General features: G+C 71.6%; 25 protein-coding genes. 6 read left to right on the forward strand and 19 right to left on the reverse strand.

Annotated elements, in window-relative coordinates:
* Positions 1 to 42: 42 nt before the first annotated feature.
* The 13 genes from nuoI to FHX45_RS13700 all read right to left on the reverse strand — a co-directional run bounded on the left by nuoI (position 43) and on the right by FHX45_RS13700 (position 14,158).
* Positions 43 to 609 (reverse strand): NADH-quinone oxidoreductase subunit NuoI, encoded by a 567-nt coding sequence (gene nuoI, locus FHX45_RS13640; protein ID WP_167100891.1) that lies wholly within the window; start codon positions 607 to 609, stop codon positions 43 to 45.
* Entirely contained in the window at positions 596 to 1,933 is a 1,338-nt protein-coding gene (nuoH, locus tag FHX45_RS13645) for an NADH-quinone oxidoreductase subunit NuoH (RefSeq protein WP_167100893.1), read from the reverse strand. The genes nuoI and nuoH overlap by 14 nt, the downstream gene beginning before the upstream one ends.
* Positions 1,933 to 4,398 carry an NADH-quinone oxidoreductase subunit G gene (locus FHX45_RS13650; RefSeq protein WP_167100896.1) on the reverse strand — a complete coding sequence of 822 codons (2,466 nt, stop codon included), beginning with the start codon at positions 4,396 to 4,398 and terminating at the stop codon, positions 1,933 to 1,935. The genes nuoH and FHX45_RS13650 overlap by 1 nt, the downstream gene beginning before the upstream one ends.
* Positions 4,395 to 5,675, reverse strand: coding sequence for an NADH-quinone oxidoreductase subunit NuoF (nuoF, locus tag FHX45_RS13655; RefSeq protein ID WP_167100898.1), 1,281 nt, complete (start codon positions 5,673 to 5,675; stop codon positions 4,395 to 4,397). The genes FHX45_RS13650 and nuoF overlap by 4 nt, the downstream gene beginning before the upstream one ends.
* Positions 5,672 to 6,415: an NADH-quinone oxidoreductase subunit NuoE gene (gene nuoE / locus FHX45_RS13660; protein ID WP_424923804.1), complete on the reverse strand. Its 744-nt coding sequence runs from the start codon at positions 6,413 to 6,415 to the stop codon at positions 5,672 to 5,674. The genes nuoF and nuoE overlap by 4 nt, the downstream gene beginning before the upstream one ends.
* Entirely contained in the window at positions 6,412 to 7,803 is a 1,392-nt protein-coding gene (locus FHX45_RS13665) for an NADH-quinone oxidoreductase subunit D (protein WP_167100901.1), read from the reverse strand. Before FHX45_RS13665 ends, nuoE begins: the two co-directional genes overlap by 4 nt.
* Before the next feature lie 43 nt (positions 7,804 to 7,846).
* Complete coding sequence (locus FHX45_RS13670) at positions 7,847 to 8,599, reverse strand: NADH-quinone oxidoreductase subunit C (RefSeq protein WP_167100904.1); 753 nt, start codon at positions 8,597 to 8,599, stop codon at positions 7,847 to 7,849.
* Positions 8,600 to 8,605: 6 nt separating this feature from the next.
* Positions 8,606 to 9,148 carry a NuoB/complex I 20 kDa subunit family protein gene (locus FHX45_RS13675; RefSeq protein WP_167100907.1) on the reverse strand — a complete coding sequence of 181 codons (543 nt, stop codon included), beginning with the start codon at positions 9,146 to 9,148 and terminating at the stop codon, positions 8,606 to 8,608.
* 12 nt (positions 9,149 to 9,160) lie between these two features.
* Positions 9,161 to 9,571 (reverse strand): NADH-quinone oxidoreductase subunit A, encoded by a 411-nt coding sequence (locus FHX45_RS13680; RefSeq protein ID WP_167100910.1) that lies wholly within the window; start codon positions 9,569 to 9,571, stop codon positions 9,161 to 9,163.
* Positions 9,572 to 9,911: 340 nt separating this feature from the next.
* Positions 9,912 to 11,183 (reverse strand): geranylgeranyl reductase family protein, encoded by a 1,272-nt coding sequence (locus FHX45_RS13685; RefSeq protein ID WP_167100913.1) that lies wholly within the window; start codon positions 11,181 to 11,183, stop codon positions 9,912 to 9,914.
* The gene (locus FHX45_RS13690) at positions 11,180 to 11,884 is read right to left on the reverse strand and encodes a demethylmenaquinone methyltransferase (protein ID WP_167100916.1); all 705 of its coding nucleotides are present in this window, start codon (positions 11,882 to 11,884) and stop codon (positions 11,180 to 11,182) included. The genes FHX45_RS13685 and FHX45_RS13690 overlap by 4 nt, the downstream gene beginning before the upstream one ends.
* Positions 11,885 to 11,919: 35 nt before the next feature.
* Positions 11,920 to 13,032 carry a glycosyltransferase gene (locus tag FHX45_RS13695; protein ID WP_167100919.1) on the reverse strand — a complete coding sequence of 371 codons (1,113 nt, stop codon included), beginning with the start codon at positions 13,030 to 13,032 and terminating at the stop codon, positions 11,920 to 11,922.
* Positions 13,033 to 13,036: 4 nt separating this feature from the next.
* On the reverse strand, positions 13,037 to 14,158 hold the full coding sequence (locus FHX45_RS13700) for a glycosyltransferase family 4 protein (RefSeq protein ID WP_341771449.1): 1,122 nt from the start codon (positions 14,156 to 14,158) through the stop codon (positions 13,037 to 13,039).
* A 142-nt stretch (positions 14,159 to 14,300) separates the two neighbouring features.
* Here FHX45_RS13700 and FHX45_RS13705 point away from each other — a divergent pair, with 142 nt between their 5' ends.
* Both FHX45_RS13705 and FHX45_RS13710 read left to right on the forward strand, forming a co-directional pair.
* Positions 14,301 to 15,146: an inositol monophosphatase family protein gene (locus FHX45_RS13705; RefSeq protein ID WP_167100922.1), complete on the forward strand. Its 846-nt coding sequence runs from the start codon at positions 14,301 to 14,303 to the stop codon at positions 15,144 to 15,146.
* 34 nt (positions 15,147 to 15,180) lie between these two features.
* Positions 15,181 to 15,567, forward strand: a complete 387-nt coding sequence (locus FHX45_RS13710; RefSeq protein ID WP_167100925.1) for a zinc-ribbon domain-containing protein — start codon at positions 15,181 to 15,183, stop codon at positions 15,565 to 15,567.
* Here FHX45_RS13710 and FHX45_RS13715 read toward each other — a convergent pair.
* The 4 genes from FHX45_RS13715 to menD form a co-directional block, all read right to left on the reverse strand.
* Entirely contained in the window at positions 15,564 to 16,127 is a 564-nt protein-coding gene (locus tag FHX45_RS13715) for a dihydrofolate reductase family protein (protein ID WP_167100928.1), read from the reverse strand. The two genes, FHX45_RS13710 and FHX45_RS13715, sit on opposite strands and share 4 nt — an antisense overlap.
* 22 nt (positions 16,128 to 16,149) lie before the next feature.
* Positions 16,150 to 16,632 carry a DUF3592 domain-containing protein gene (locus FHX45_RS13720; RefSeq protein WP_424923805.1) on the reverse strand — a complete coding sequence of 161 codons (483 nt, stop codon included), beginning with the start codon at positions 16,630 to 16,632 and terminating at the stop codon, positions 16,150 to 16,152.
* A gap of 24 nt (positions 16,633 to 16,656) precedes the next feature.
* Positions 16,657 to 18,156: a M1 family metallopeptidase gene (locus FHX45_RS13725; RefSeq protein WP_167100931.1), complete on the reverse strand. Its 1,500-nt coding sequence runs from the start codon at positions 18,154 to 18,156 to the stop codon at positions 16,657 to 16,659.
* 228 nt (positions 18,157 to 18,384) lie between these two features.
* Positions 18,385 to 20,049, reverse strand: a complete 1,665-nt coding sequence (gene menD / locus FHX45_RS13730; protein ID WP_167100934.1) for a 2-succinyl-5-enolpyruvyl-6-hydroxy-3-cyclohexene-1-carboxylic-acid synthase — start codon at positions 20,047 to 20,049, stop codon at positions 18,385 to 18,387.
* Between the two features lie 57 nt (positions 20,050 to 20,106).
* Between menD and FHX45_RS13735 the strand changes: the two genes are divergently transcribed.
* Genes FHX45_RS13735 through FHX45_RS13750 form a run of 4 tightly spaced genes read left to right on the forward strand, consistent with a single transcriptional unit; the run spans position 20,107 to position 23,255 of the window.
* Entirely contained in the window at positions 20,107 to 21,030 is a 924-nt protein-coding gene (locus FHX45_RS13735; RefSeq protein WP_167100937.1) for a 1,4-dihydroxy-2-naphthoyl-CoA synthase, read from the forward strand.
* Between the two features lie 7 nt (positions 21,031 to 21,037).
* Positions 21,038 to 22,186: an o-succinylbenzoate--CoA ligase gene (menE, locus tag FHX45_RS13740; RefSeq protein WP_167100940.1), complete on the forward strand. Its 1,149-nt coding sequence runs from the start codon at positions 21,038 to 21,040 to the stop codon at positions 22,184 to 22,186.
* Between the two features lie 31 nt (positions 22,187 to 22,217).
* Positions 22,218 to 22,358, forward strand: a complete 141-nt coding sequence (locus tag FHX45_RS13745; protein ID WP_167100943.1) for a hypothetical protein — start codon at positions 22,218 to 22,220, stop codon at positions 22,356 to 22,358.
* A gap of 24 nt (positions 22,359 to 22,382) precedes the next feature.
* The gene (locus tag FHX45_RS13750; protein WP_167100946.1) at positions 22,383 to 23,255 is read left to right on the forward strand and encodes a 1,4-dihydroxy-2-naphthoate polyprenyltransferase; all 873 of its coding nucleotides are present in this window, start codon (positions 22,383 to 22,385) and stop codon (positions 23,253 to 23,255) included.
* On the opposite strand, the gene cds1 is transcribed toward FHX45_RS13750, so the two are convergent.
* Positions 23,248 to 24,321, reverse strand: coding sequence for an L-cysteine desulfhydrase Cds1 (gene cds1 / locus FHX45_RS13755; protein ID WP_167100949.1), 1,074 nt, complete (start codon positions 24,319 to 24,321; stop codon positions 23,248 to 23,250). The two genes, FHX45_RS13750 and cds1, sit on opposite strands and share 8 nt — an antisense overlap.
* Positions 24,305 to 24,586, reverse strand: a complete 282-nt coding sequence (locus tag FHX45_RS13760) for a DUF4229 domain-containing protein (RefSeq protein WP_167100952.1) — start codon at positions 24,584 to 24,586, stop codon at positions 24,305 to 24,307. The genes cds1 and FHX45_RS13760 overlap by 17 nt, the downstream gene beginning before the upstream one ends.
* Positions 24,587 to 24,595 lie beyond the last annotated feature (9 nt).

Here is a 24,595-nt window from a genome sequence, read left to right on the forward strand (position 1 = left end):
TGTCGCGGCACGAGGGGTGGGGTGACCGGGGTGTCGGTGTCCTCATTGGATCGCCTCCTCGCGGGAGGTTTCCACGGTCTCGCCGGCCGGGACTCCGCGGCCGCGGGCCAGTTCCGGGCCGTGCACGTAGTAGTCCTGCTCGTTGTCGCCCAGGCGCATCGGGTGCGGCGGTTGCTCCATGCCCGGCAGGAGCGGCGCCAGCAGGTCCTCCTTGGTCCAGATCAGCTTCTGGCGGTCGTCGTCGGCCAGCTCGTAGAAGTTGATCATCGTCAGGCTGCGCGTCGGGCAGGCTTCGATGCACAGGCCGCAGCCGATGCACCGCAGGTAGTTGATCTGGTAGTCCTTGCCGTACCGCTCACCGGGCGAGTAGCGCGCGTCCTCGGTGTTGTCACCGCCCTCGACGAAGATCGCGTCCGCCGGGCACGCCCACGCGCACAACTCGCAGCCGACGCACTTCTCCAGCCCGTCCGGATGCCGGTTGAGCTGGTGCCGGCCGTGGTAGCGCGGCGCGGCCGGGGCACCGATCTCCGGGTACTCCTCCGTCGCCACCTTCTTGAACATCGTGCCGAAAGTGACGCCGAAACCCTTGATGGGGTCAAACAGTCCCATCGGAACCCTCCTTCCCGGCGCCCACCTGCGCGGGCTCCGAAGTCCGGCCGGCGACCCGGCGCCCGCGCTTCCCCGCGCCCCGTTCGGGCACATCGGGCACGCGCAGGTCCAGCGGCGGCAACGGGAAACCACCGCCGGTGACCGGCACCGAATCGCCACCGGCCTGCTTCTTCTCCGGCACCAGCAGCGCGATCGCGACCGCGACGACCACGACGATCGCACCGCCGATCAGGATCTGAGCGGTCGTCAGGCCACCGTTGTTCCGGATGGCGCGGATCGTCGTGATGATCAGGATCCACACCAGGTTCGCCGGCACCAGGACCTTCCAGCCCAGCTTCATGAACTGGTCGTACCGGAACCGCGGCAGCGTGCCGCGCAGCCAGATGAACCCGAACAACAGCGCGAACAGCTTGATCGTGAACCAGATCAACGGCAGCCAGCCCCGGTTCAGCGGCGAGTCGAGCCCGACGAACGGGAACATCCAGCCGCCCAGGAACAGCGTCGTCGCGAACGCCGACACGATCACCATGTTCACGTACTCGGCGAGGAAGAACATCGCGAACTTCATCGACGAGTACTCGGTGTGGAACCCGCCGACCAGCTCCGACTCCGCCTCCGGCAGGTCGAACGGCGCGCGGTTCGTCTCCCCGACCATCGAGATCAGGTAGATCGCGAAACTCGGCAGCAGCAGGTAGAAGTACCAGCCCCCGGCCTGCGCGTGCACGATGTCGCCGGTCGACATCGACTGCGAATACAGCACCACGCCGACGATCGACAGGCCCATCGCGATCTCGTAGGAGATCACCTGCGCCGCCGACCGCAACCCGCCGAGCAGCGGGTACGGCGACCCGGACGACCACCCGGCCAGCACGATCCCGTACACCCCGACCGACGAGCAGGCCAGGATGACCAGCACCCCGACCGGCAGGTCGACCAGCTGCAGCACGGTCTGCTCGCCGAAGATCGACACCTGCGGCCCGAACGGGATGGCCGCCAGCGCGATCAGGGCCGGTACCGCGGACAGCACCGGGGCGAGGAAGTAGACCTTGCGGTCGGCGCCGTCCGGGATGATCTGTTCCTTGAACGGCAGCTTGATCGCGTCCGCGAGGGACTGGAAGTAGCCACCTGGGCCGACGCGGTTCGGGCCGGGCCGGTTCTGCATCCGGCCGATCGCCTTGCGCTCCCACACGATGAGGAACACCGTCAGCAGCGGACCGATCAGCAGGATCACGACCGTCTTGAGCAGGACCAGCCACCACGGGTCGTCCGCCAGCAGCTGCGCCCGGGTCATCTGCTCGGGAACCTGGGCCAGTAACGCAGACATCAGCGCGCTCCCTCGATGTTCACGACCGCCCCGTGCCCGGCGCCGAGCGTCTTGCGCACCCGTGAGCCGTCCGAGTTGCCCGGCAGCCACACGACGTCGTCGGGCAGGTCGGCGATCTCGACGGGCAGCGTGATCGCGCCGCGGCCCGTGGAGACGGTCACCTCGTCGCCGAGGCGCGCCGCGGTGCGGGCCGATACGCGGGCCACCACGGCGCGGGCGGTCCCGGCGAGATTCGGTTCCTCCGCCTGCAGCGAACCCTCGTCCAACAGCTGCCGCCAGCTCGCCAGCCGCGCCTGCCCGGGACCGGCGTGCCCGGCGGCGCGCGGCGCGCCGGACTCCCAGAACTTGCCGTGCACGGCGTTCGACGAGCCCAGCCGGGCGAAGTCTCCGCGTGCGGCCGCCGGGGTCTGGGTGAACAGGTCGGCGTCCATCTCGACGGCGAGCGTGTCCAGCACCCGGCAGTCCGGCAGGGCTCCGGTGCCTTCGAGGGTCGTGTCGAACTCGCGGCGGCGGCCCTCCCAGTTGACGAAGCTGCCGGACTTCTCGACGACCGGCGCGATGGGCAGGACCACGTCGGCGTGCTCGGTGACGGTGCTCGGCCGCATCTCCAGGCTCACCACGAACTCCGCTCTCCCCAGCGCCTGCCGGGCCAGCGCCGGATCCGGCAGGTCGTCCAGGTCGACCCCGCCGACGACCACACCGGACAGGTAACCGCCGGCCAGCGCGCCGATGATGTCGTTGGTGTCACGGCCCGGTTCGGCCGGCACGGGCGCACCCCAGACCGCCTCGACCTCGGCCCGCGCGGCCTCGTCGGTCACCGGGCGGCCGCCGGGCAGCAGCGTCGGCGCCGCACCCGCCTCGAGCGCGCCGCGTTCGCCGGCCCGGCGCGGGATCCAGGCGACCTTCGCGCCGGTCCGCGCGGCCAGCCGGCGCACCGCGGCGAACAGGCCGGGCACCTCGGCCGCCCGTTCCCCGACCAGCACGACCGCGCCGTCCGCGCCCAGCGCCGCCTCGACGTCCGGCGCGTGCTCGGGGATCCCGTCCAGCGCCGCGGCCTCCGTGCCGGGCACGCAGGCCAGCAGCTCGCCGGAGGTCTTGCGCACCGAGGGCGTGGTCCACTGTCCCAAGTGGACGACCCGGGCCCGCTTCTTCCGGGCGGCCTTGCGCAGCCGGAGGAAGACGATCGGCGCCTCCTCCTCGGGTTCGAACGCCACGCACAGCACGGTCGGGGCGTTCTCGATCGCGCCGAACGTGACGCCCTCCTCCGGCGTCGTACCGACCACCTCGGCGGCGAGGAACTCCAGCTCCTCCGGCGAATGCGCCCGCGCCCGGAAGTCGATGTCGTTGGTGTGCAAGGCGACCCGGGCGAACTTCGCGTAGGCGTAGGCGTCCTCCAGCGTCAGCCGGCCACCCGCGAGCACCGCGGCGCCGCGGTTGTCCCGGGCCCTGGCCAGCCCCTCCGCGGCGATCCGGAGTGCCTCGGTCCACGGCGCCTCCCGCAGCTCACCGGAGGCGTCCCGCACCAGCGGCCGCCGGATCCGGTCGGCCGCGGTGGCGTACCGGAAGGCGAACCGGCCCTTGTCGCAGATCCACTCCTCGTTGACGTCCGGGTCGTTGGCCGCCAGCTTGCGCATCACCTTGCCGCGCCGGTAGTCGGTGCGCTCGGCGCAGCCGGAGGAGCAGTGCTCGCACACGCTGGGCGCCGACACCAGGTCGAACGGCCGGGACCGGAAGCGGTACTGCGCGCTGGTCAGCGCGCCGACCGGGCAGATCTGGATGGTGTTGCCGGAGAAGTACGACTGGAACGGCGCGCCCGACGAGGTCCGCGAAGCCAGGTCGAGCACGTCCGCCGTTTCAGCCGTGCCGATCTGCTGGTGCGCGCCGCGCTCCAGCAGGTCGATGAACGGATCCCCGGCGATCTGCGCGGAGAACCGCGTGCACCGCTGGCACAGCACGCACCGCTCACGGTCGAGCAGCACCTGGGTGGAGATCGGCAGCGGCTTCGGGAACGTGCGCTTGGTGTCGCGGAACCGGGAGTCGGCGCGGCCGTGTGCCATCGCCTGGTTCTGCAGCGGGCACTCGCCGCCCTTGTCGCACACCGGGCAGTCCAGCGGGTGGTTGATGAGCAGCAGCTCCATCACGCCCTGCTGGGCCTTGTCCGCGACCGGGGAGGTCAGCTGGGTCTTGACGACCATCCCGTCGGCGACCGTCATCGTGCACGAGGCCTGCGGTTTCGGCATCGGCCGGCCGCCCATCTCCACCTCGACCAGGCACTGGCGGCAGGCGCCTGCCGGGTCCAGCAAGGGGTGGTCGCAGAACCGCGGGATCACGGTGCCGAGCCGCTCGGCGGTGCGGATCAGCAGCTCGCCCTTCGGCGCGATGACCTCCTCACCGTCGATCGTCAGCTTGACGTGACCTTCGGGGACCGGCGTCTCGGTCCCGGGGTTTTCCGGCGCGATCGTCATGCCTGTGCTCCCACCAACTCGCGCTTGTTGCTCTCGCACAGGGCGAGGAACTCGTCGCGGAAGTACTTGATGCCGCTGGTGATCGGGCTGACCGCGCCGTCACCGAGGGCGCAGAACGAGCGGCCGAGGATGTTGTCGCAGACGTCCAGCAGCGTGTCGATGTCCTCGGCGGTGCCCCGCCCGTCGACCATCCGCTCCAGGATCTGCGCCAGCCAGTACGTGCCCTCGCGGCAGGGCGTGCACTTGCCGCACGACTCGTGCTCGTAGAACTGCGTCCACTTCATCACCGCCCACGGCACGGACACCGTCTCGTTGAACACCTGCACCGCGGTGGTGCCCAGCATCGACCCGGCCTCCGCGGCGCCCTCGAAGTCGAGGGGGATGTCCAGGTGCTCGGCGGTGAACATCGGGGTGGACGAGCCGCCCGGCGTCCAGAATTTGAGCGGGATGCCGTCCTTCATGCCGCCCGCGAGCTCCAGCAGCTGGCGCAGCGTGGTGCCGAGCGGCGCCTCGTACTGGCCCGGGTTCTCCACGTGCCCGGAGATCGAATAGATCTTCGGGCCCGGCGACTTCTCCCGGCCCATCTTGCGGAACCAGTCGGCACCGCCGTTGACGATGAACGGGACGCTCGCGATGGTCTCGACGTTGTTCACCGTGGTCGGCGCCGCGTAGAGACCGGCCGCCGCGGGGAACGGCGGCTTGAGCCGCGGCTGGCCGCGGCGGCCCTCGAGCGAGTCGAGCAGCGCGGTCTCCTCACCGCAGATGTAGGCGCCTGCCCCGGCGTGCACTGTGATGTCCAGGTGGAACCCGGACCCGAGGATGTCCGTGCCCAGGTACCCGGCCCGGTACGCCTCGCGCACGGCCGCGTTGAGCCGCCGGTACGGGTGCAGCGCCTCGCCGCGCACGTAGATGAAGCAGTGGTGCGAGCGCATCGCGTAGGCGGCGATGATGCAGCCTTCGACCAGCGAGTGCGGATCGGCCATCATCAGCGGGATGTCCTTGCAGGTCCCCGGCTCGCCCTCGTCGGCGTTGATGACTAGATAATGCGGCTTGTCCTCGTTCGGTGGCATGAACGACCACTTCACGCCCGCCGGGAAGCCCGCACCGCCGCGGCCGCGCAGGCCGGAGTCCTTGATCAGCTGCACGAGCTGCTCGGGCGTGCCGCGCAGCGCCTTGCGCAGCGCGGTGTAGCCCTCCAGCTGTTCGTAGGTGGACAGGCGCCAGGAGTTGGGCGAGAGCCAGCGCTTGGTCAGCACCGGCGTCAGCGGGTCGGTCATTTCGCCTCCACCTCCGGCAACGGCACGTCGTCCGCCATGACCGGGGCGGTCCAGCCCCGTTCCTGCGCGATCCGCGCGCCCCTCAGGGTTTCCGGCGCCTGGGACGGTCCGTCCACCTGCGACCGGTAGTTCTCCTCGTCCTCCGGGAAGAACCCGGCGAGCTGGAGCTCCGCGCTCTTGAAATCGCCGAGCGGGGCGCCGCGCGAGGGCTGCGGCTTCTCCCCGCGCCGCAACGCGTCCACGAGTTCGACCGCGCTGTCCGGGGTCTGCTTGTCGTAGTACTCGTAGTTGACCTGGAGCACGGGCGCGAGGTCGCAGGCGGCCAGGCACTCGGCGTGCTCCAGCGTGATCGACCCCGGCTCACCCGGGGTGCCCGCGGTTTCCTCGTGCCCCAGCGGTTTCCCGTCCTCGCCGAGGTGTTCCTGCAGGGTGCGGTAGATCGCGTCGCCGCCCAGCGCCGCGCACAACGTGTTGGTGCACACGCTCACCAGGTGCTCGCCGCACGGCCTGCGCTTGTACATCGTGTAGAAGGTGACGACCGCGCTGACCTCGGCCTCGGACAGACCCAGCTGCTGCGCGCAGAACGTCACGCCCTCCTGGCTGACGAACCCCTGCACCGACTGGACGAGGTGCAGCATCGGTAGCAGCGCCGACCGGGACTGCGGGTACCTGGCCATCAGCTCCCGCGCCCTGGCCACCGTGTCCGCGTCGAAAACCGGTGCTGTGGGCTGTGTCTTCAACGGTCCACTCCTCCCATGACCGGGTCCACGGACGCGACCGCCGCGATCACGTCCGCCACCAGGCCGCCCTCTGACATCGCCGGCAGGGCCTGCAGGTTGACGAAACTCGGTTCCCGGACGTGCACGCGCACCGGGCGGGTGCCGCCGTCGGAGACGAGGTGGAAGCCCAGCTCGCCGCGCGGCGACTCGATCGGCGAGTACACCTGCCCCGGCGGCACCTTGAAGCCCTCGGTGACGAGCTTGAAGTGGTGGATCAGCGACTCCATCGACTGACCCATGATCTTGCGGACGTGTTCGAGCGAGTTGCCCATGCCGTCGCTGGAGATCGACAGTTGCGCCGGCCACGCGATCTTGCGGTCCTCCACCATCACCGGGCCCGGCTCGATCTTCTTCAGGCACTGCCGGATGATCCGCAGCGACTGGTGCATCTCCTCGACCCGGCACAGGTAACGGCCCCAGCAGTCGGCGTCCGTCGAGGTCGGCACGTCGAACTCGAACTCGTCGTAGCGCGAGTACGGCTCGATCTTGCGCAGGTCCCAGGGCAGGCCCGCGGACCGCAGCACCGGGCCGGTGACACCGAGCGCGAGGCACGCGTCCACCGGCAGGTAGCCAACGCCCTTGAGGCGGTTGCGCCAGATCGGCTGGCCGGTGAACAGCTTGTCGTACTGGGGCAGGCGCTCGTCCATCACCTTGACGAACTCGCCGACCTTCTCCCGCCAGTCGGCCGGCAGGTCCTGCGCGATCCCGCCGGGACGGATGAACGCGTGGTTCATGCGCAGCCCGGTCAGGTATTCCAGCAGGTGCAGCACTTCCTCGCGCTCGCGGAACCCGAACGTCATCGCGGTGGTGGCGCCCAGCTCCATGCCGCCGGTGGCGATGTAGACCAGGTGCGAGCCGATGCGGTTGATCTCGCACAGCAGGACGCGGATCAGCTCGGCCCGGCGCGGCGCCTGGATGCCGAGCAGCTTCTCCACACCGAGGCAGTAGCCCAGCTCGTTGAACAGCGGGGACAGGTAGTCCATGCGGGTCACGAACGTGACGCCCTGGGTCCAGGTCCGGTACTCGCAGTTCTTCTCGATGCCGGTGTGCAGGTAGCCGATGACCGAGCGCAGCTGGGTGACGGTCTCGCCCTCCAGCTCGAGCACGAGCCGGAGCACGCCGTGGGTCGACGGGTGCTGCGGGCCCATGTTGATGACGATCCGCTCGTCGTGCTGGGCGTCCTCCAGCACGTCGTCCCAGTCGCCGCCGCTGACGTGGTAGATGCGGCCTTCGGTGGTGTCCCGGGATTCGGCGTAGCCGGTGGCGCTGTCCGTGTTGTCCGTGCTGTCGCTGCCCGGCACGGACGTGTCCGTGCCGGTGCTGACGTCCGAGAGCCGTTCCGTGGTCATGCCTGGACACCTCCCCGCTGTGCTCGTTGTCGCCTTCGGGTGGTCACGAGTACGACCTCCGCTGATCGGGGGGCGGGATCTCCGCGCCCTTGTACTCCACCGGGATCCCGCCGAGCGGGTAGTCCTTGCGCTGCGGGTGACCGTCCCAGTCGTCCGGCATCAGGATCCGCGTCAGGGCCGGGTGACCGTCGTAGACGATGCCGAACAGGTCATAGGCCTCGCGCTCCTGCCAGTCTGCCGTCGGGTAGACCTCCACAATGGACGGCAGGTGCGGATCGTCCAGGTCCACCGCGACCTCCAGCCGGATGCGCCGCCGGTAGGTCATCGACGTCAGGTGGTACACCGAGTGCAGCCGCTGCGGCACGTCCGGCCCGTAGTCCACGCCGGAGACCGAACTGCACAGTTCGAACCGCAGCCCGGCGTCGTCCCGCAGGATGCGGCACATCGCCACCAGGTGCTCGCGGGCCACGTAGAGCGTGATCTCGCCGCGGTCGACGGTCACCTGGTGCACCGCCTCGGCCGGCACGTCGTTCTCGGCCAGCGCGGCGAAGAACTGGTCGGCGAACTCGTCGAACCAGCCACCGTAGGGCCGTTCCGCGGGTGGCGGCAGGTAGGCCGGCAGCCGCAGGCCGCCGTAGCCGGAGGTGTCACCGCTGTCGCGGACACCGAACATGCCCCGGCGCTCGCGCCCGGCGACGATCGGCTGCGCCGGGCGCGGCCCGCGCGGCTCCAGTCCGGTGTCCGGTCGCTGGGCGCTGGACTGCTCGCCGCCGGCCTCGGGGGTTTCTTCAGCCATGCCGCATCACTTCTTCGCGTACTTGATCGACGAGGGGATCAGCTCGGTCTGCTGCCCGGCCTTGAGCGCGGCGCGGCGCGGTCCGAGCGGCTCGTCGGCGATCTTGGCGTGCAGCTTGAGGATCGCGTCGAGCAGCATCTCCGGCCGCGGCGGGCAGCCGGGCAGATACATGTCGACCGGGACGATGTGGTCGACGCCCTGCACGACCGCGTAGTTGTTGAACATGCCGCCCGAGGAGGCGCACACGCCCATGGCCAGCACCCACTTCGGCTCGGCCATCTGGTCGTAGATCTGCCGCAGGACCGGCGCCATCTTCTGCGTGACGCGGCCGGCGACGATCATCAGGTCGGCCTGCCGCGGGGTCGCGCTGAACCGCTCCATGCCGAACCGGGCGATGTCGTAGCGCGAGCCACCGACGGTCATCATCTCGATCGCGCAGCAGGCGAGCCCGAAGGTGGCCGGCCACAGCGAGTTCTTGCGCGCCCAGTTGACCAGCTTCTCCAGGCTGGCCAGCAGAATGCCGTTGGGGAGCTGCTCTTCGAGTCCCATGACGTCCCTCCCCTAGTTCCAGTCGAGCCCGCCGCGACGCCACACGTAGGCGAAGGCGAAGCCGACGGTCGCGACGAACAAGACGATCTCCACCACGCCGAACAGGCCGAGCGCGTCGGCCGAGACGGCGAACGGGTAGAGGAAGACCATTTCGATGTCGAACAGGATGAACAACATCGCGGTGATGTAGTAGGCGACCGGCATCCGGCCGCCGCCCACCAGCGGTTGCGGTGACGGCTCGATCCCGCACTCGTAGGCCATCTGCTTCGCCCGGTTGTACCGGCGCGGGCCGACCAGCGGACCGAGCAGCACGGAGAACACCGCGAAGCCCGCGGCGAGGACGAACAACAGGACCAGCGGCAGGTACATCTCCAGCCCCGGGGACGAGGCGGCCTGCGCGAGGGGACTCGGGGACTGCGACATCAGCACGGTGCTTGCCGTCCTTTCCGCGCCGTTGCGAACGTGCCGCTTGTGAAACTGTTCACAATCTGTCCTGCGACGTTGTGAACCGGTTCACAAAGCATAGGGGCAGTGTAGGACGTGGCTCACATTGTTGTCGCGGGGTGTTTCGGGTAAGGCGAACCTAACCAAAAGACGCCCTGGTGGGGAGCCATAAGCCCGAGACCAGCACGAAAAGGATCTTCACGATCACGCAACGCACAACTGGTGTGACGTAACCCACGGAACCTGAGCCGGGTGCGGCCCAGATCACGTCCGCGGAGAGCGCCGTCGCGCCGCTCGCGGGCGGCAGCCGGACCGCCCGTCAGGCGCTCGGCGTGAGCCGGGCGGCCAACGCGATCAGCCGGTCCACGGCGTCGCCGCCCTTGGCGTCGTAGCAGCCGGACAGGCCCTTGTAGATCAGCGGGATCAGCGGGTTGATCCGCAACCCGTACTTCGTCGCCGCACGCATGACCTTCGGATTGCCGATGGCCTTCGCGAAGACGTTGCCCAGCCGGTAGTAGCCGCCCATCAGCTCCTTGAGCGCGAGCTGGTACCCGTGCAGCGCACGCTCCCGCGACGAACCCGCGGGCCGGGCCAGCGCCTGCACCACGAACTCGGCCGCGAGCTGCGCCGACTCCATCGCCGCCGAGATGCCCTCGCCGTTGAACGGGCTCACCATGCCGCCCGCGTCGCCGAGCAGGAGCAGCCCGTCGCGGTAGTGCGGGGTGCGGTTGAACCCCATCGGCAGACCGGCGCCGCCGATCCGGCCGATCGCGTTCTCCTCGCGGTAGCCCCACTCCTCCGGGGTCGAGTCCAGCCACTGCCGCATGAGGGCGCGGTAGTCGGTGTTGCGGAAGGACTTCGACGTGGACAGCATGCCGAGCCCGACGTTCACCGTGCCGTCACCGAGCGGGAAGGCCCAGCCGTAACCGGGCAGCAGCCGCGGATTGCGCGGATCCTTGCGGTCCCACAGCTCCAGGTGCCCCTCGATGAACGGGTCGTCGTGGCGCGGGCTCCGGTAGTAGCGCCGCACCGCGACGCCCATCGGGCGGTTGTCGTCCGTCTCGATGCCGACCGACCGGGCCAGCCGCGCGGACACACCGTCGCACGCCAGCACGAGCGGTGCGTGGTAGCGGACGGGCGTCTTGTCGGGACCCTGTTTGCCCTCGACCCCGATCACCCGGCCGCTGCGCTCGTCGGTGATCGCACCGGTGACCGTGGTGCGCTCCAGCAGCCGGGCGCCCGCCTTGACCGCGGTCCTGGCCAGCAGGTCGTCGAAGTCCTGCCGGGTGCGCGAGACGCCGTAGGGCGGGTAGCTGGTCAGCTCCGGCCAGTCCATCTCCAGCGTCAGCTCGGCGGTGCGGATCCGCAGGCCGCGGCTGTGCACCCAGCCCGCCTCGCGGCTGGTGTCGATGCCCAGGTCGATCAGCTGCTTGACGCCGCGCGGGGTCAGGCCGTCGCCACACACCTTCTCGCGCGGGAACTCCGTCTTCTCGCAGACCAGGACGTCCAGCCCGGCGCGCGCCAGGTACGTCGCGACGGTGGATCCGGCCGGGCCCGCGCCGACGACGATTACCTGAGCGTCCTGGGTCATGCCCCGGAGTTTACGGAAGGCTTCGTGGCACGGTGGATGGCGACGACGCCGAACGTCAGGTTCAGCCACTCCACCTTCGTCCAGCCCGCGTCGGCGATGATCCGCGCCAATCCGCGCTGGTCGTGCCACGCGGCCATGGATTCGGCCAGGTAGGAGTACGCCTGCGGGTTGGTCGAGGAGAACCGGCCGAGCAGGGTCATCACCCGCAGGATGAACCGCCGGTAGACGAACCGGATCGGCGGGAACGTGGGCGTCGACACCTCGCAGATCACCAGCCGCCCGCCGGGCTTGACCACCCGCGCGATCTCCTCGAGCGCGGCCCGGGTGTCGACGAAGTTGCGGATGCCGAAGGTGATCGTCGCGGCGTCGAAGCTGTCGTCGGCGAAGGGCAGGTGCAGCGCGTCGGCGGCGACCATCGGGACGCGGCGGTGCTTGCCGCTGCGGAGCATGCCGAGCGAGAAGTCGGCGGCGAGGCACCACGCGCCGCCACGCGCGTACTCGGCGGTGGACACCCCGGTGCCGGCGGCGAGGTCGAGCACCTTCTCCCCGCGGCGCGCGTCGAGCACGCGGGATGTCATCGTGCGCCACCGCCGGTCGAACCCGAACGTCATGACCGAGTTCGCCCGGTCGTAGCCGGCCGAGACGCCGTCGAACATGGCGGCGACCTCGTGCGGATCTTTGTCGAGGCTCGCACGGGACATGCCTGAAGCCTAACCGCGGTGCCCGCGCCCCCGGGTCAGGGTGGCGGGGACAACGCGGACAACATCCCCCGCACGCTGGCCGGCCAGGCGAACTCCTCCGCCCGCGCCCGGGAAGCCGCACGCCGCACGTCCTCGGGCCGTTCCAGCAGTCCGGTCACGGCGGTCGCGAACGCCCGCGGCAGGTCCGGCACCGCGGCCCCGCACCCGGGCCGGACGATCTCCCGCAGCGCCGACGACCGCGACACCACCACCGGAGTCCCGGACGCGAGCGCCTCCAGCGCGGCGAGCCCGAACGTCTCGTGCGGACCGGGCGCGAGCGAGACGTCCGCGCTGGCCAGCAGCCGCGCGACGGTGGTGCGGTCGGACACGAACCCGAGGAACGTCACCGGCAGGCCGCGGGCCCGCCGCTCCAGCGCCCGCCGCCGCGGGCCGTCCCCGGCGATCACCAGCCGCACCCTGGCGCCGGACCCGGTCAGCTCGGCGACCGTGTCCACGCTGCGTTCCACGTGCTTCTCCGGCGACAGCCGGCCACAGTGGACGAGCAGGGCGTCCGCACCGGACGCCAGCTCACCGCGCAGCGCGGCATCGCGGTGGGCGGGCCGGAAGGTGGCGAGGTCGACGCCGAGCGGGACCCGCCGGACGTTGCCGGCACCGATCCGGTCGAACTCCTCGCGGGCGAACGAGGTGGTGCACACGACGGTGTCGTAGTTGCCGGCCATGCGGCGGTTGGCGACGTCGGCGACCCGGCGCGCCAACGGCCCCGGCACGAGGAACTGCTCCAGCAGCCGGTCCAGCCGTTCGTGCGAGATCACCACACTCGGCACGTCGTGGCGCCGCGCCCACACCCCCATCCCGCGCAGCGTCAGCCGGTCGGACACCTCCAGCCGGTCCGGCCGCAACGCCGACAGCAGCGCCCGCACCCGGTACGGGTCGACCGCGCGGTAGCCACCGGTACCGGGGATCCTCGGTGCGGGCAGGCTGATCCGGCGCACCCCGGTCGGCAGCCGCTCCTCGGCGTGCCGGGGTCCCGGCACGACCAGCGTCACCCGGTGGCCGCTCGCCGCGTACCCGGCGCCGAGGTGGTGCAGCGCGGTGCGCAGGCCACCGGAGCGGGGCCCGTAGAAGTTCGCCAGCTGGACGATGTGCACGGCCTCACGCGGCCCGCGCCACCCGGCCGGTGACCGCCTCGTAGTGGTGCACCAGCTCGCCGCACACCGCCGGCCACGTGCGGCCCAGGACGACCTTGCGCGCCTTGCCGCCCAGCCGCTCGCGCAGCGCCGGATCGCGCAGGTCGCGCACCCGCCGCACCAGCGCCTCGGCGAACCCGTCCGGGTCCGGTGGCAGCAGGTAGCCGGTGCGGCCGGGCAGGACGAGGTCCCGCGGGCCGCCCGCGTCCGGCGCCAGCACCGGCAACCCGGAGGCCATCGCCTCCTGCACCGCCTGGCAGAACGTCTCGTGCGGTCCGGTGTGGACGAACACGTCCAGGCTGGCGTAGGCGGCGGACAGCTCCGCGCCGTAACGGGCGCCGAGGAAGGCCGCGCCGGGCAGGCGGGCCTGCAAGTCCTCGCGGTCCGGACCGTCACCCACGACCACCAGCCGCACCCCGGCCATCCCGGCCAGCGCCGCGAGCCTGCCGACCTCCTTCTCCGGCGCCAGCCGCCCGACGAACCCGACCAGCAGCTCCCCGTCCGGGGCCAGCCGGGCGCGCAGCTCCGGATCGGCGTGCGCGGGCGAGAACCGGTCGACGTCCACCCCCCGCCCCCAGCGGTGCACGCGCGGCACGCCGTGTGCCCTGAGGTCCTCGACCGACTGGGTGGACGGCGCGAGCGTCCGGTCGGCCTTCGCGTGCAGCCGCCGCACCCAGCGCCACGCCGCCCGGGCGCCCAGGCCGAGCCCGTAGGCGGTGGCGAACCCGGCGATGTCGGTCTGGAACACCGCGATCGAGGGCACCCGCAGGCGGCGGGCCGCGGCGAGCCCCCGCGCGCCGACCACGAACGGCGAGGCCAGGTGCACCACGTCCGGGCCGAACGCGGCGAGCGCGGTCAGCACCGTCCGGGTGGGCAGGCCGATCGGCAGCGAGTTCACCACCGGCAGGTCCAGCGCCGGGATCCGCACCACCGGCACGCCCCGGTAGCGCACCGGCCCGGCCAGGCCGGGGGCGACCACCAGCACGTCGTGACCGGTGTCCAGCAGGTGCTCGACGATCCGCAACACGGAGTTGGTCACGCCGTTCACCTGCGGGAGGAAGCTTTCGGTGACGATGGCGACGCGCACCGTCCCACGGTGACAGCCGGTCCGGTTCGGGCGGAAAAGCGTGCGTGACGAGGCAGCCAACGGTGCCCGAACTTCGCGAAGCTTTTTCCCCTTCACCTGGGTGTTGCCACCCGGACACCCGGCGCCGCCACACTCGGCTGGCGTGACCCTCCTCTCCGCCCGCCCGCCCCACCCGGTCGAGCCGGGCCTGCTGTCGCGAGCGCTCGAGGTCGCCGGACGGCTGGCCAACGACGCCACCGACGTGATCACCGCGACCGCGGGGCGCGGCGCCCACCCGGACGTGGCGGACTCGCCGTTCGACTGGGTCACCGACACCGACCGCATCCTGGAACGGCACACGCGCCGCGTGCTGACCGCCGAGTTCCCCGGCATCCCGGTCGTCGGCGGCGAGTTCGGCGCCGACACCGGCGCGGACTCCGCGGCCTACCGCTGGGTGGTGGACCCGGTCGACGGCACCGCCAACTACGTGGCGGGCGTGCCCTGGTGCGCCTACAGCCTGGCCCTGGTCGACGCGTCCGGCCCGGTCGTCGGCGTGGTCGCCGACCCCTACCGCGCCCAGATCTACGCCGCCGCCCGCGGTCGCGGCACCCGCGCGAACGGCAAGCCGGTCCGGCTGACCGGACGGGACCGGATCGCCGGGGCGATCGTGTGCACCGAGCTGGCCCGCAAGGGGCCGTGGCCGGGCATGGGCTCGTTCATCGAGCACGCCGCGGCCGCGCGCGCCGGGGTCCGCGTGCTCGGCTCGGCGGCGTTGTCGATCGCGCAGGTCGCGCTGGGACACGCGATCGCCGCGGTGCTGCACAGCTACCACGAATGGGACGTCGCCGGCTCGGTGGCGCTGGCCATCGAGGCGGGCGCCGTCGTGCTGGACCGCCGCGGCGACGACAGCCCGCTGCCCACCGACGGCCTGCTCGTCGCCGCACCCGGCGTCGCCGGGGAGGTCCTGTCGTGGTGGCAGGAAACCGAACGCGGGATCCGTGCGTCCTAGATCCGACGAGAATCCGGAACCGGGAGCGACACGAATGATCATCTATGGCTGGCGCAAGAGCGTCCAGGACCTGGCCACCGCGACCTACCTGTGCGGGAACTGCCAGAACCCCAGTGCGCACGCCCTGCGCCGGGCCGTGACGAAGTTCACCCTGTTCTTCATCCCGCTGTTCCCGATCAGCTCGACGTACTTCACCGTGTGCACCTTCTGCGGCATGACGAACAAGCTGACCAAGCAGGAGGCGCAGCAGGTCCAGGCCATGCAGCAGGCGCAGCCGCCCGCCGGGTACCCGCAACAGCCGCACCCGGCCTATCCGCAGGCCGGGTACCCGCAGCAGCAGCCGCAGCCCGGCTACGTCCCGCAGCCGCAGGTGCAGCAGTACCCGCAGCAGCAGATCCAGCCGCCGCGGCAGGGTTTCTAGCGCGTCACGCGGTAGCGGAGGTAGACGACGTCCGCGCCGAAGGTGCGGGTCTCGACGAGGTCGAGATCCACCCGGCGCTCGCGCTGCGGGAAGAACGGAACGCCACCGCCGAGGAGCACCGGGTAGACCCTGGCCCGGTACTCGTCGATCAGGCCCGCCGCGGCCACCTCGGCGGCGAGGGTCGCGCCGCCGATCGCGATGTCGCCGTCCCCCGGCTCGGCCCGCAGCCGCTCGATCTCCTCCGCCACGCCGCCGGTGGCCAGGCGAGCGTTGCCCCGCACCTCCCGCAGCGTGGTGGAGAAGACGACCTTGGGTAGCGCCTTCCAGATCTCGGCGAACTCGAGCTCCGCGTCATCGAGGGACTGCTCCTGCTCGGCGGTCTCCCAGAACAGCATCGTCTCGTACAGCCGCCGTCCCATCAGGTGCACGCCGACTCCGCGCACCTCGTCGAGGGCGAGGCGGAAGACCTCCGCGGTGGGGACGCTCCAGCCGAAGGAGCCGTCCGGCCCGACGATGTAGCCGTCCAGCGAGACGGCCATCGAGTAGGTCACGCTGCGCATCGGGCCCCCCGGGCCGTCGGATTCAGCCGGATTTGACCGGGGCGTCGTCGTCCACGACGGCGACCTCCGGTTCCGCCGGTACGGCGCGGCGCAGGCGGTGCCGCATGCCCCACGACGCGGTACCGGCGACCAGCCAGGTGACCAGCACCGTCAGGCCCAGCGGCAGCAGGGTGAGCGTCGCCGTGCGGCCGGCCACCCGCGCCAGGTCCGGATCCGTCGCGTCGTACTCGACGCGCACCAGATCGCCCGCGACCAGGCCGCTCGGGTAGAGCACCCCGTTCGACGGGATGCGCACGATGCCGTCCGGGGTTTCGAAGCGGATGATCGTCCGGTCCCACGCCACCGCGTCGACCTCGGCCGTCGCCGTGCCCAGGTGGCCGGTGATCGCCTCGTCGTTGCGGATCGCGGCGAGCAGCAGCCCGGCGCACAGCACGGTGATCACGACGCCGACGGCGAGCACGCAGCGACGGCCGATCTTCAGCCACCACAGACTTCTCGCCGTCACCCGTCCGAGCATAGAAGGTGCGGGTTAACGGCTTCCCCCGGCCGCCAGGAGCCGGTGGGTCCGCTCGATCGACGGGTACGACTCCGGCTGCGCCGCGCCGCGCAGCGTCACCGCCCCGTTCGGCCCGGTGGCCGGTTTGCCCGCGGTGAACAGCCACGTCTGGAACAGCTGGCGCAGCGGTTTGCCGGAGACCTGCTCGGCCAGCGCGACGAAGTCGCTGATCCGGGCGTCGCCGCCCCGGTGCCGCGCGACCCAGCCGCGCAGGATGGCGAAGAACGCCTCGTCCCCCACCGCGGTGCGCAGCGCCTGCACCGCCATCGCGCCGCGGTCGTACACCGCGTCGTCGAACTGCGCGGCCACGCCCGGGTCACCCGGCAGGACCTGCCAGAACGGCGCGTCGGCCGGGTGGGAGTCGTAGGCGTACTGGGCGAGCTCGGCGGCAGTGCCCTCGCCCTGGTGCTCCGACCACAGGTACTCGGCGTAGCTGGCGAAGCCCTCGTTGAGCCAGATGTCGCTCCACCGGCCCAGCGACACCGAGTCGCCGAACCACTGGTGGGCGTTCTCGTGCGCGACGACCGAGGTGTTCGCGCCCGGGACGAAGAACTTGGTGCCGTACACCGGCCGCGTCTGCGCCTCGAGCGCGAAGGTCAGGCCGGTGCTGACCACGCCGCCCTCCGCCTCGAACGGGTACGGGCCGAACTGGCTCGCCAGGAACCCGACGATCTCCGGCGTGCGCTCGACACTCGCCTTCGCCGCGGCCAGCGACTCACCCGCGGACGGGTCGTACGCGGTGGTGAACGGCTTGCCGTCCGGGGTCGCGGACTGGTTCACCTCGAACTTGCCCACTTCGAGAGTAGTGGCGTAGGTGTTCTGCGGCTGCGTGCTGCGCCAGTTCCACCGCGTCCAGCCGGCCCGCTGCTTGGTCTTGCGGACGAGCGTGCCGGTGGACAGGGCGGCGACGTCGTCGGGCACCTCGACGGACACGTCGTAGGTGGCCTTGTCCGTGGGGTGGTCGTCGGACGGGTACCACCACTGGGCGTTCTGCGGCTCGTCGACGGCGAGGGCACCGTCCGGGGTCTTCTTCCAGGCCGTGTAGCCGTCGATGACGACCTTGGACGGTGTGTCGGCGTAGGTCACGACGACGGTGATGGGCTGGTGCTTCGCCAGCGGCCGGACCGGGGTGACCTCCAGCTCGCCCGGCCGGGTCACGCGGAACGCGGCGGGCGCGTTGTTCACCCGGATGGAGCTGACCCGCAGGCCGAAGTCCAGGTCGAAGCTGGCGAGCTCCTGCGTGGTGGTGGCGAGGATGGTCGTGGTGCCGGCGAGCTCATCGGTGGCGGGCTGGTAGGTCAGGCGGATGTCGTAGTGCGCGACGTCGTAGCCGCCGTTGCCGGCGTACGGGTAGTAGGGATCGCCGGCGCCGGGCGCGCCGGGCGCCGGCGCGGCACTGGCGGTCGAGGCGAGCAGAACGGTCGCCAGTCCGGTCGTCACGGCCCCCAGGCCTGCGCGAGTTCGCAAACGCATGCGGCGACGCTAGCCGGAAAACTCCGCACCGGACACAGCCGAAAGATGGTTCCTGCCCACGGGAAGCGGCTGGCCGCCGGAAACGCGTCGCCGACCAGCCGACTCACCGCCCGCAAGAGCCAACACGCCACCCGGAAGGGCAAACACACCGCCCCAACCAGCAAACACGCGCGCACCAGCGTGTTCGCCGCTCCCGGCGGCGTGTTGGTGCGTCGGGGCGGCTGCGGGTCAGGAGAGGGCGGTGGAGACCGCGGCGCGGATGCGGGCATGCAGGTCGCGGTGGCGCGAGCGGTCCACCTGCACCTCGACGACCCGCAGCCCGGGCGCGGGCCGGAGGGCCGCGTGGAACTCGTCGATCGTGCCGGCGAGCACGTGCGGGACGTCGAAGCCCGCGCACAACGCCGCCAGATCCGCGCCGTGCGGGGTGCCGAAGACGTGCTCGAACGAGTCGCGGTGCTCCGGTGCGCCCTGCTCCAGCAGCGAGAAGATCCCGCCGCCGTCGTCGTTGAGCACCACGATCGTCAGGTCCGGCCGGACGTTCGCCGGGCCGGCCAGGAGGCCGTTGATGTCGTGCAGGAACGTCAGGTCGCCGAGCAGGGCGTAGGACGGGCCGCGGTGCACCGTCGCCGCGCCGATCGCCGTGGACACCGTGCCGTCGATGCCCGCCACCCCGCGGTTGCGGTGCACCAGCACGTCCGGGCGCATGCGGCCGGCCAGCGCCACGTCCCGCGCCGGGTTCGACGAGCCCACCACCAGCAGCGCGTCCGGCGGGAGCGCGTCGACCAGCTCGGACGCCAGCCGCAACCCGCTGGGCCACTGCTCCTGCCGCAACGCCCGGCCGACGGCCGCGTTCGCCAGGCCGTCCGCACGCTGCCACGCGGCCAGCCAGTCCGGGTCGGCCGGCTTGGTCGGCGAGTCGAACCACTGCCCGACCTGCCGCACGTTGTGCGCCGGCGCCGGCCAGTCCGAATCGGGCCGGACCAGCAGCACCTCGACATCGGCGTCGGACAGCAGCTGCTGGATCTGGCGGAACACCGTCGGCCGGCCCAGGCACAGCACCTGCTCCGGCTTGTGCCGCCGGATGAACTCCTCGGCACCGAGCAGCCACACCCCGGACGAGATCGCCGACGACCCGAGCAGGCCCAGTCCCCCGGTCTCCGAGATCACCGGCCAGCCGTGCTGCTCACCCCATTCGCTCGCCGCGCGCACCCCGCTGTCGCAGGCGACGACCAGACCGCAGCGCGCCGACGGCACCACGAACGACGGCAGCGCACCGAAGTCGGGCAGCTCGGTCCACCGCTCGCCGCCGGGCCTGCCTTCCAGCGACTCGTACCACTCGTTGTCACCGTCGGGCACCAGCGGTTCACGGAACGGCACGTTCAGGTGCACCGGGCCGCAGCGCCACTCGCCGTAGGCGGCGTTCCACGCCCGGCAGATCTGGCTGCGCCAGTACGCGTTCTGGCCGCCGCGCCGCTCGGCGACGGCCAGCTCGTCGAAGTACCGGACCGCGTTGCCGTACAGCCGCTGCTGGTCGATGACCTGGTTCGCGCCCGCGGCGCGCAGCTCGGGCGGGCGGTCGGCGGTGAGCACGATCAACGGGACCCCGGCCCGGTCGGCTTCCAGCACGGCCGGGTGGAAGTTCGCCGCCGCGGTGCCGCTCGTGCACGCGACGGCGACCGGGCGGCCGGTGCGCGCGGCGATGCCGAGCGCGAGGAAGCCGGCGCCCCGCTCGTCGATGCGGACGTGCAGCTGGAGGCGCCCGGCCGCGGCGGCGTCGTGCAGCGCCAGCGAAAGCGGCGCGTTGCGCGAGCCCGGGCACAGCACGACGTGCGAGACGGTGTTGCGGACGAGTTCGTCCACGATGACCTTGGCCTGCGCGGTCGACGGATTCACCGGGCACCGCCCGGCGTGTCACCCGTCACCACAGTCACACGGCCTATTCTCCCAAACGTGCATGACGCCCGCGTTTCCGAGCTGTTCGACCCGTCCGCCTGGACCGAAATCGAGGGTTTCGGTTTCACCGACATCACCTATCACCGTTCCGTCGAGGCTCGCTCCGGCAAACGCGTCGTCCGCGTCGCGTTCGATCGCCCCGAGGTTCGTAACGCCTTCCGCCCGCACACCGTCGACGAGCTGTACCGCGCTCTCGACCACGCGCGGATGAGCTCGGATGTCGGCTGCGTCCTCCTGACGGGGAACGGTCCCTCGCCGAAGGACGGTGGGTGGGCATTCTGTTCCGGTGGTGACCAGCGTATTCGCGGTCGGTCCGGGTATCAGTACGCGAGCGGCGAGACCTCCGACACCATCGACCCGGCGCGGGCCGGGCGCCTGCACATCCTCGAGGTCCAGCGGCTGATCCGGTTCATGCCGAAGGTGGTGATCGCGGTGGTCCCGGGCTGGGCCGCGGGCGGCGGTCACTCGCTGCACGTGGTGTGCGACCTGACGCTCGCCTCGGCCGAGCACGCCCGGTTCAAGCAGACCGACGCCGACGTGGGCTCGTTCGACGGCGGGTTCGGCTCGGCCTACCTGGCGCGTGAGGTGGGCCAGAAGTTCGCGCGGGAGGTCTTCTTCCTGGGCCGCGAGTACGACGCCGAGCAGATGCACCGGATGGGTGCGGTGAACGCGGTGGTGCCGCACGCCGAGCTGGAGGCCGAGGCGCTGCGGTGGGGCTGGGAGGTCCTCGGCAAGTCGCCGACGGCCCAGCGGATGCTGAAGTACGCGTTCAACCTCATCGACGACGGGCTCGTCGGGCAGCAGGTCTTCGCGGGGGAGAGCACCCGGCTGGCGTACATGCAGGACGAGGCCGTCGAGGGCCGGGACGCGTTCCTGCAGAAACGCGACCCCGACTGGTCGGCCTTCCCCTACTACTACTGAGGTCGCCGTGCGCGAGGTGTGGCTGCGGGGGCCGGAGTCGATCGACGAGCTGGCCGGGGCGGTGGCCGCCGCCCTGGACGGGGGCGAGCCGGTGCTCCCCCTGGACGGCCGCGATCCGAAGACCGCCGGGCTGCTTGCCGCGATGCGGCCGGACCAGCCGGTCGAGGACGGCACGGCGGTGCTCATCGCGACCTCGGGATCCACCGGTGAGCCCAAGGGCGTGCTGCTCTCCGCCGACGCGTTGCGGGCGTCCGCCACGGCCACCCACGCCCGGCTCGGGGGTCCCGGGCGGTGGCTGCTCGCGACCCCGGCGAACTACATCGGCGGGCTGCAGGTGCTGGTGCGGTCGATGCTCGCCGGGCAGCCGTTCGCGGTCCTGCCGTCCGGGCCGTTCCGCGCGGACCGCTTCGCCGAGGCCGCCCGCCCGGTGCTCGCCGCGGACGGGCCGCGGTACACCGCGATGGTGCCGACCCAGCTGACCCGCCTGCTCGACGCCGGTGGCCCGGGGCTGGCGGCGGCGAGGGCGTTCGACGCGATCATCCTCGGCGCCGCGGCGACCACCCCGGCCCTGCGTGCCCGCGCCGCCGAGGCCGGGGTGCGGATCGTCCCGTCCTACGGGATGAGCGAGACCGCCAGCGGGTGCGTCTACGACGGCGTGCCGCTCGACGGGGTCCGCGTGCGGATCGCCGGCGACGGGCGCGTCCTGATCGCCGGGCCGGTCCTGACCCACGGTTACCGGCTGCGGCCCGACCTGACCGCGGAGTCGTTCGACGGCGAGTGGTTCCGGACCGGGGACCGCGGGCGGCTGCGCGACGGTCGCCTCGAGGTGCTCGGCCGCCTCGACGACGTGATCAACACCGGTGGGGTGAAGGTGTCCGCGGCAGCGGTGGAACGCCTGATCACGGCCCTGCCCGGGGTGCGGGAGACGTGCGTGGTCGGGCTGCCGGACCCGGAGTGGGGCCAGATCGTGGCCGCCGCGGTGGTACCCGAAGGCGAGGTGCCGGACGTGGCCGAGCTGCGGGCCGCGGTCCGGGCCGAGGCGGGCGCCGCGGCCGTGCCGAAGCGGGTCGAGTTCGTTACCACACTCCCGCTCCGCGGACCGGGCAAAATCGACCGGACGGCAGTCGCCGACCAGATTTTTCCCCCGGTTGGTTGACATCTGACGCGGTCCGTCTTTGAGTTACCCAATGAGATCGCTGCAACGTTTCCTCGTCGCGGCCATCGGCGCCGTGCTCGCCGTCTCCGCGGCCACCGGCACGGCGGCGGCCGTTCCGCCCCGGCCCGACTCCGGAACACTCACCTGGTCCGTCCCGGTCACCGGGGAGTAGACCGTTTCCGCTTGAATTGCGGTCATGGCGACTGTGACGGAATGGATCGAGGGGGCCCGCCCCCGGACGCTGCCGAACGCGGTGGCGCCGGTGGTGGCGGGTGTGGGGGCGACGATCCAGCTGGGGGCCTTTTCGTGGTGGCAGTCCCTGCTCGCCCTCCTCGTGGCGCTGGCGCTGATCATCGGCGTCAACTTCGCCAATGACTACTCCGACGGCATCCGCGGCACGGACACCGACCGGGTCGGTCCGCTGCGCCTGGTCGGCTCCGGTGCCGCGGCGCCGAAACTCGTGCTCGCGGCGGCCCTGACCTGCTTCGGCGTGGCCGGCGTGGTCGGGCTGGTGCTCGTCGCGGCCACCGGCCGGTGGTGGCTGATCGCGGTGGGCGCAGCGTGCATCCTCGGCGCCTGGTTCTACACCGGCGGCCGCAAGCCCTACGGGTACGCGGGCCTCGGCGAGGTCGCGGTGTTCATCTTCTTCGGGCTGGCCGCGGTGCTCGGGACGGTGTACGTGCAGGCAGGCCGGATCAGCTGGGAGGCACTGGGGGCCGCGGTGGCGGTGGGGTGCTTCTCCATGGGCGTGCTGGTGGCCAACAACCTGCGGGACATCCCGACCGACCGGGTGGCCGGCAAGGTGACGCTGGCCGTCCGCCTGGGCGACGCGGGCACGCGGCGCTTCTACCTGGCGCTGATCGCGGTGCCGTACGTGGTGACGCTGCTGCTGGCGATCGGGCACCCGCTGCCGTTGATCGCCCTGGTGACCGCGCCGCTGATGCGCACCCCGGTGCGGGCCATCACGAGCGGCGGCACCGGCCCACGGCTGATCCCGGTGCTGAAGGACACCGGACTGGCGATGCTGGGGTGGTCCGTGCTGACGGCGATCGGGCTCGCGGTCAGCTGACCCACTTGCCGGTGGCCAGGAACTCCTCCATCCGCGCGGTGTGCGGGGCCAGGTCGAAGCCCTGCTCGGCGATCCACTCGTCGTTGTAGTAGGTGTGCGCGTACCGCTCGCCACCGTCGCAGATGAGGGTCACCACACTGCCCACCTGGCCCGCTTCGAGCATGCCGGCGATGATCTCGAACGCCGCGTACAGGCTCGTGCCGGTCGAGCCGCCCGCCCAGTGCCCGGTGCGTTCCCGCAGCAGCCGGATCGCCGCCATGGACGCGGCGTCCGGCACCTGGATCATGTGGTCGATGACCGTCGGCACGAAGGACGGCTCCACGCGTGGCCGGCCGATGCCCTCGATCCGGGACGGCATGCCGGTCGTGTAGTCCGGTGCGCCCGTTTCCCACGCCCCGTAGAACGACGAGTTCTCCGGGTCGGCCACCGCGACCTTCGTGGTGTGCCTGCGGTAGCGCACGTACCGGCCGAAGGTCGCGCTCGTCCCGCCGGTGCCCGCGCCCACCACGATCCACGACGGCACCGGGTGGCGTTCGGCACGCATCTGGGCGAACACCGACTCCGCGATGTTGTTGTTGCCACGCCAGTCGGTGGCCCGCTCGGCGTAGGTGAACTGGTCGAGGTAGTGGCCGCCGCACTCGGCGGCGAGCCGTTCCGCCTCGCTGTACATCGCGGACGGGATGTCGACGAAGTGGCACCGGCCGCCGTAGAACTCGATCAGGTCGATCTTCTCGCGGCTGGTCTTGCGCGGCACCACGGTCACGAAGTCGAGCCCGAGCATGCGCGCGAAGTACGCCTCGGACACCGCGGTCGAGCCGCTGGACGCCTCGATCAGCGTGGTGCCCGGGCCGATCTGTCCGTTGACCAGCCCGTACAGCAGCAGCGAGCGCGCCAGGCGGTGCTTGAGCGAGCCGGTCGGGTGCACCGACTCGTCCTTGAGGTAGAGGTCCACGCCCCATTCCGGCGGCAGCGGGAAGCAGTGCAGGTGGGTGTCGGCGCTGCGGTTCGCGTCGGCCTCCAGCAGCCGGATCGCCTCGCGCACCCAGGCCCTACTCGCCGGTGGCATCTTCACCTCGCAGCTGGGCGCGCAGCTTGGCCCGCTCCCGGGCGCGGTGCTCGTTGCGGGCCGCGAGGCCGGCGGTGACCCGCGCGTTCAGCTTGCGGAAGACGAGCAGGCCGACCGGCAGCCCGACCACCACACCGACGGCCACGGCGACCAGCAACGGCACCTTCACCAGCACGAGCACGGCCGCCACGACGACGATCAGCCCGAACCGCGCGAGCAGGTAAAGCGTCAGGTCGCGGCCCAGATGGGTACGGGTCTCGCTCACGTCTGAGGA

The sequence above is a fragment of the Amycolatopsis granulosa genome, assembly GCF_011758745.1.
GTDB lineage: Bacteria > Actinomycetota > Actinomycetes > Mycobacteriales > Pseudonocardiaceae > Amycolatopsis_E > Amycolatopsis_E granulosa.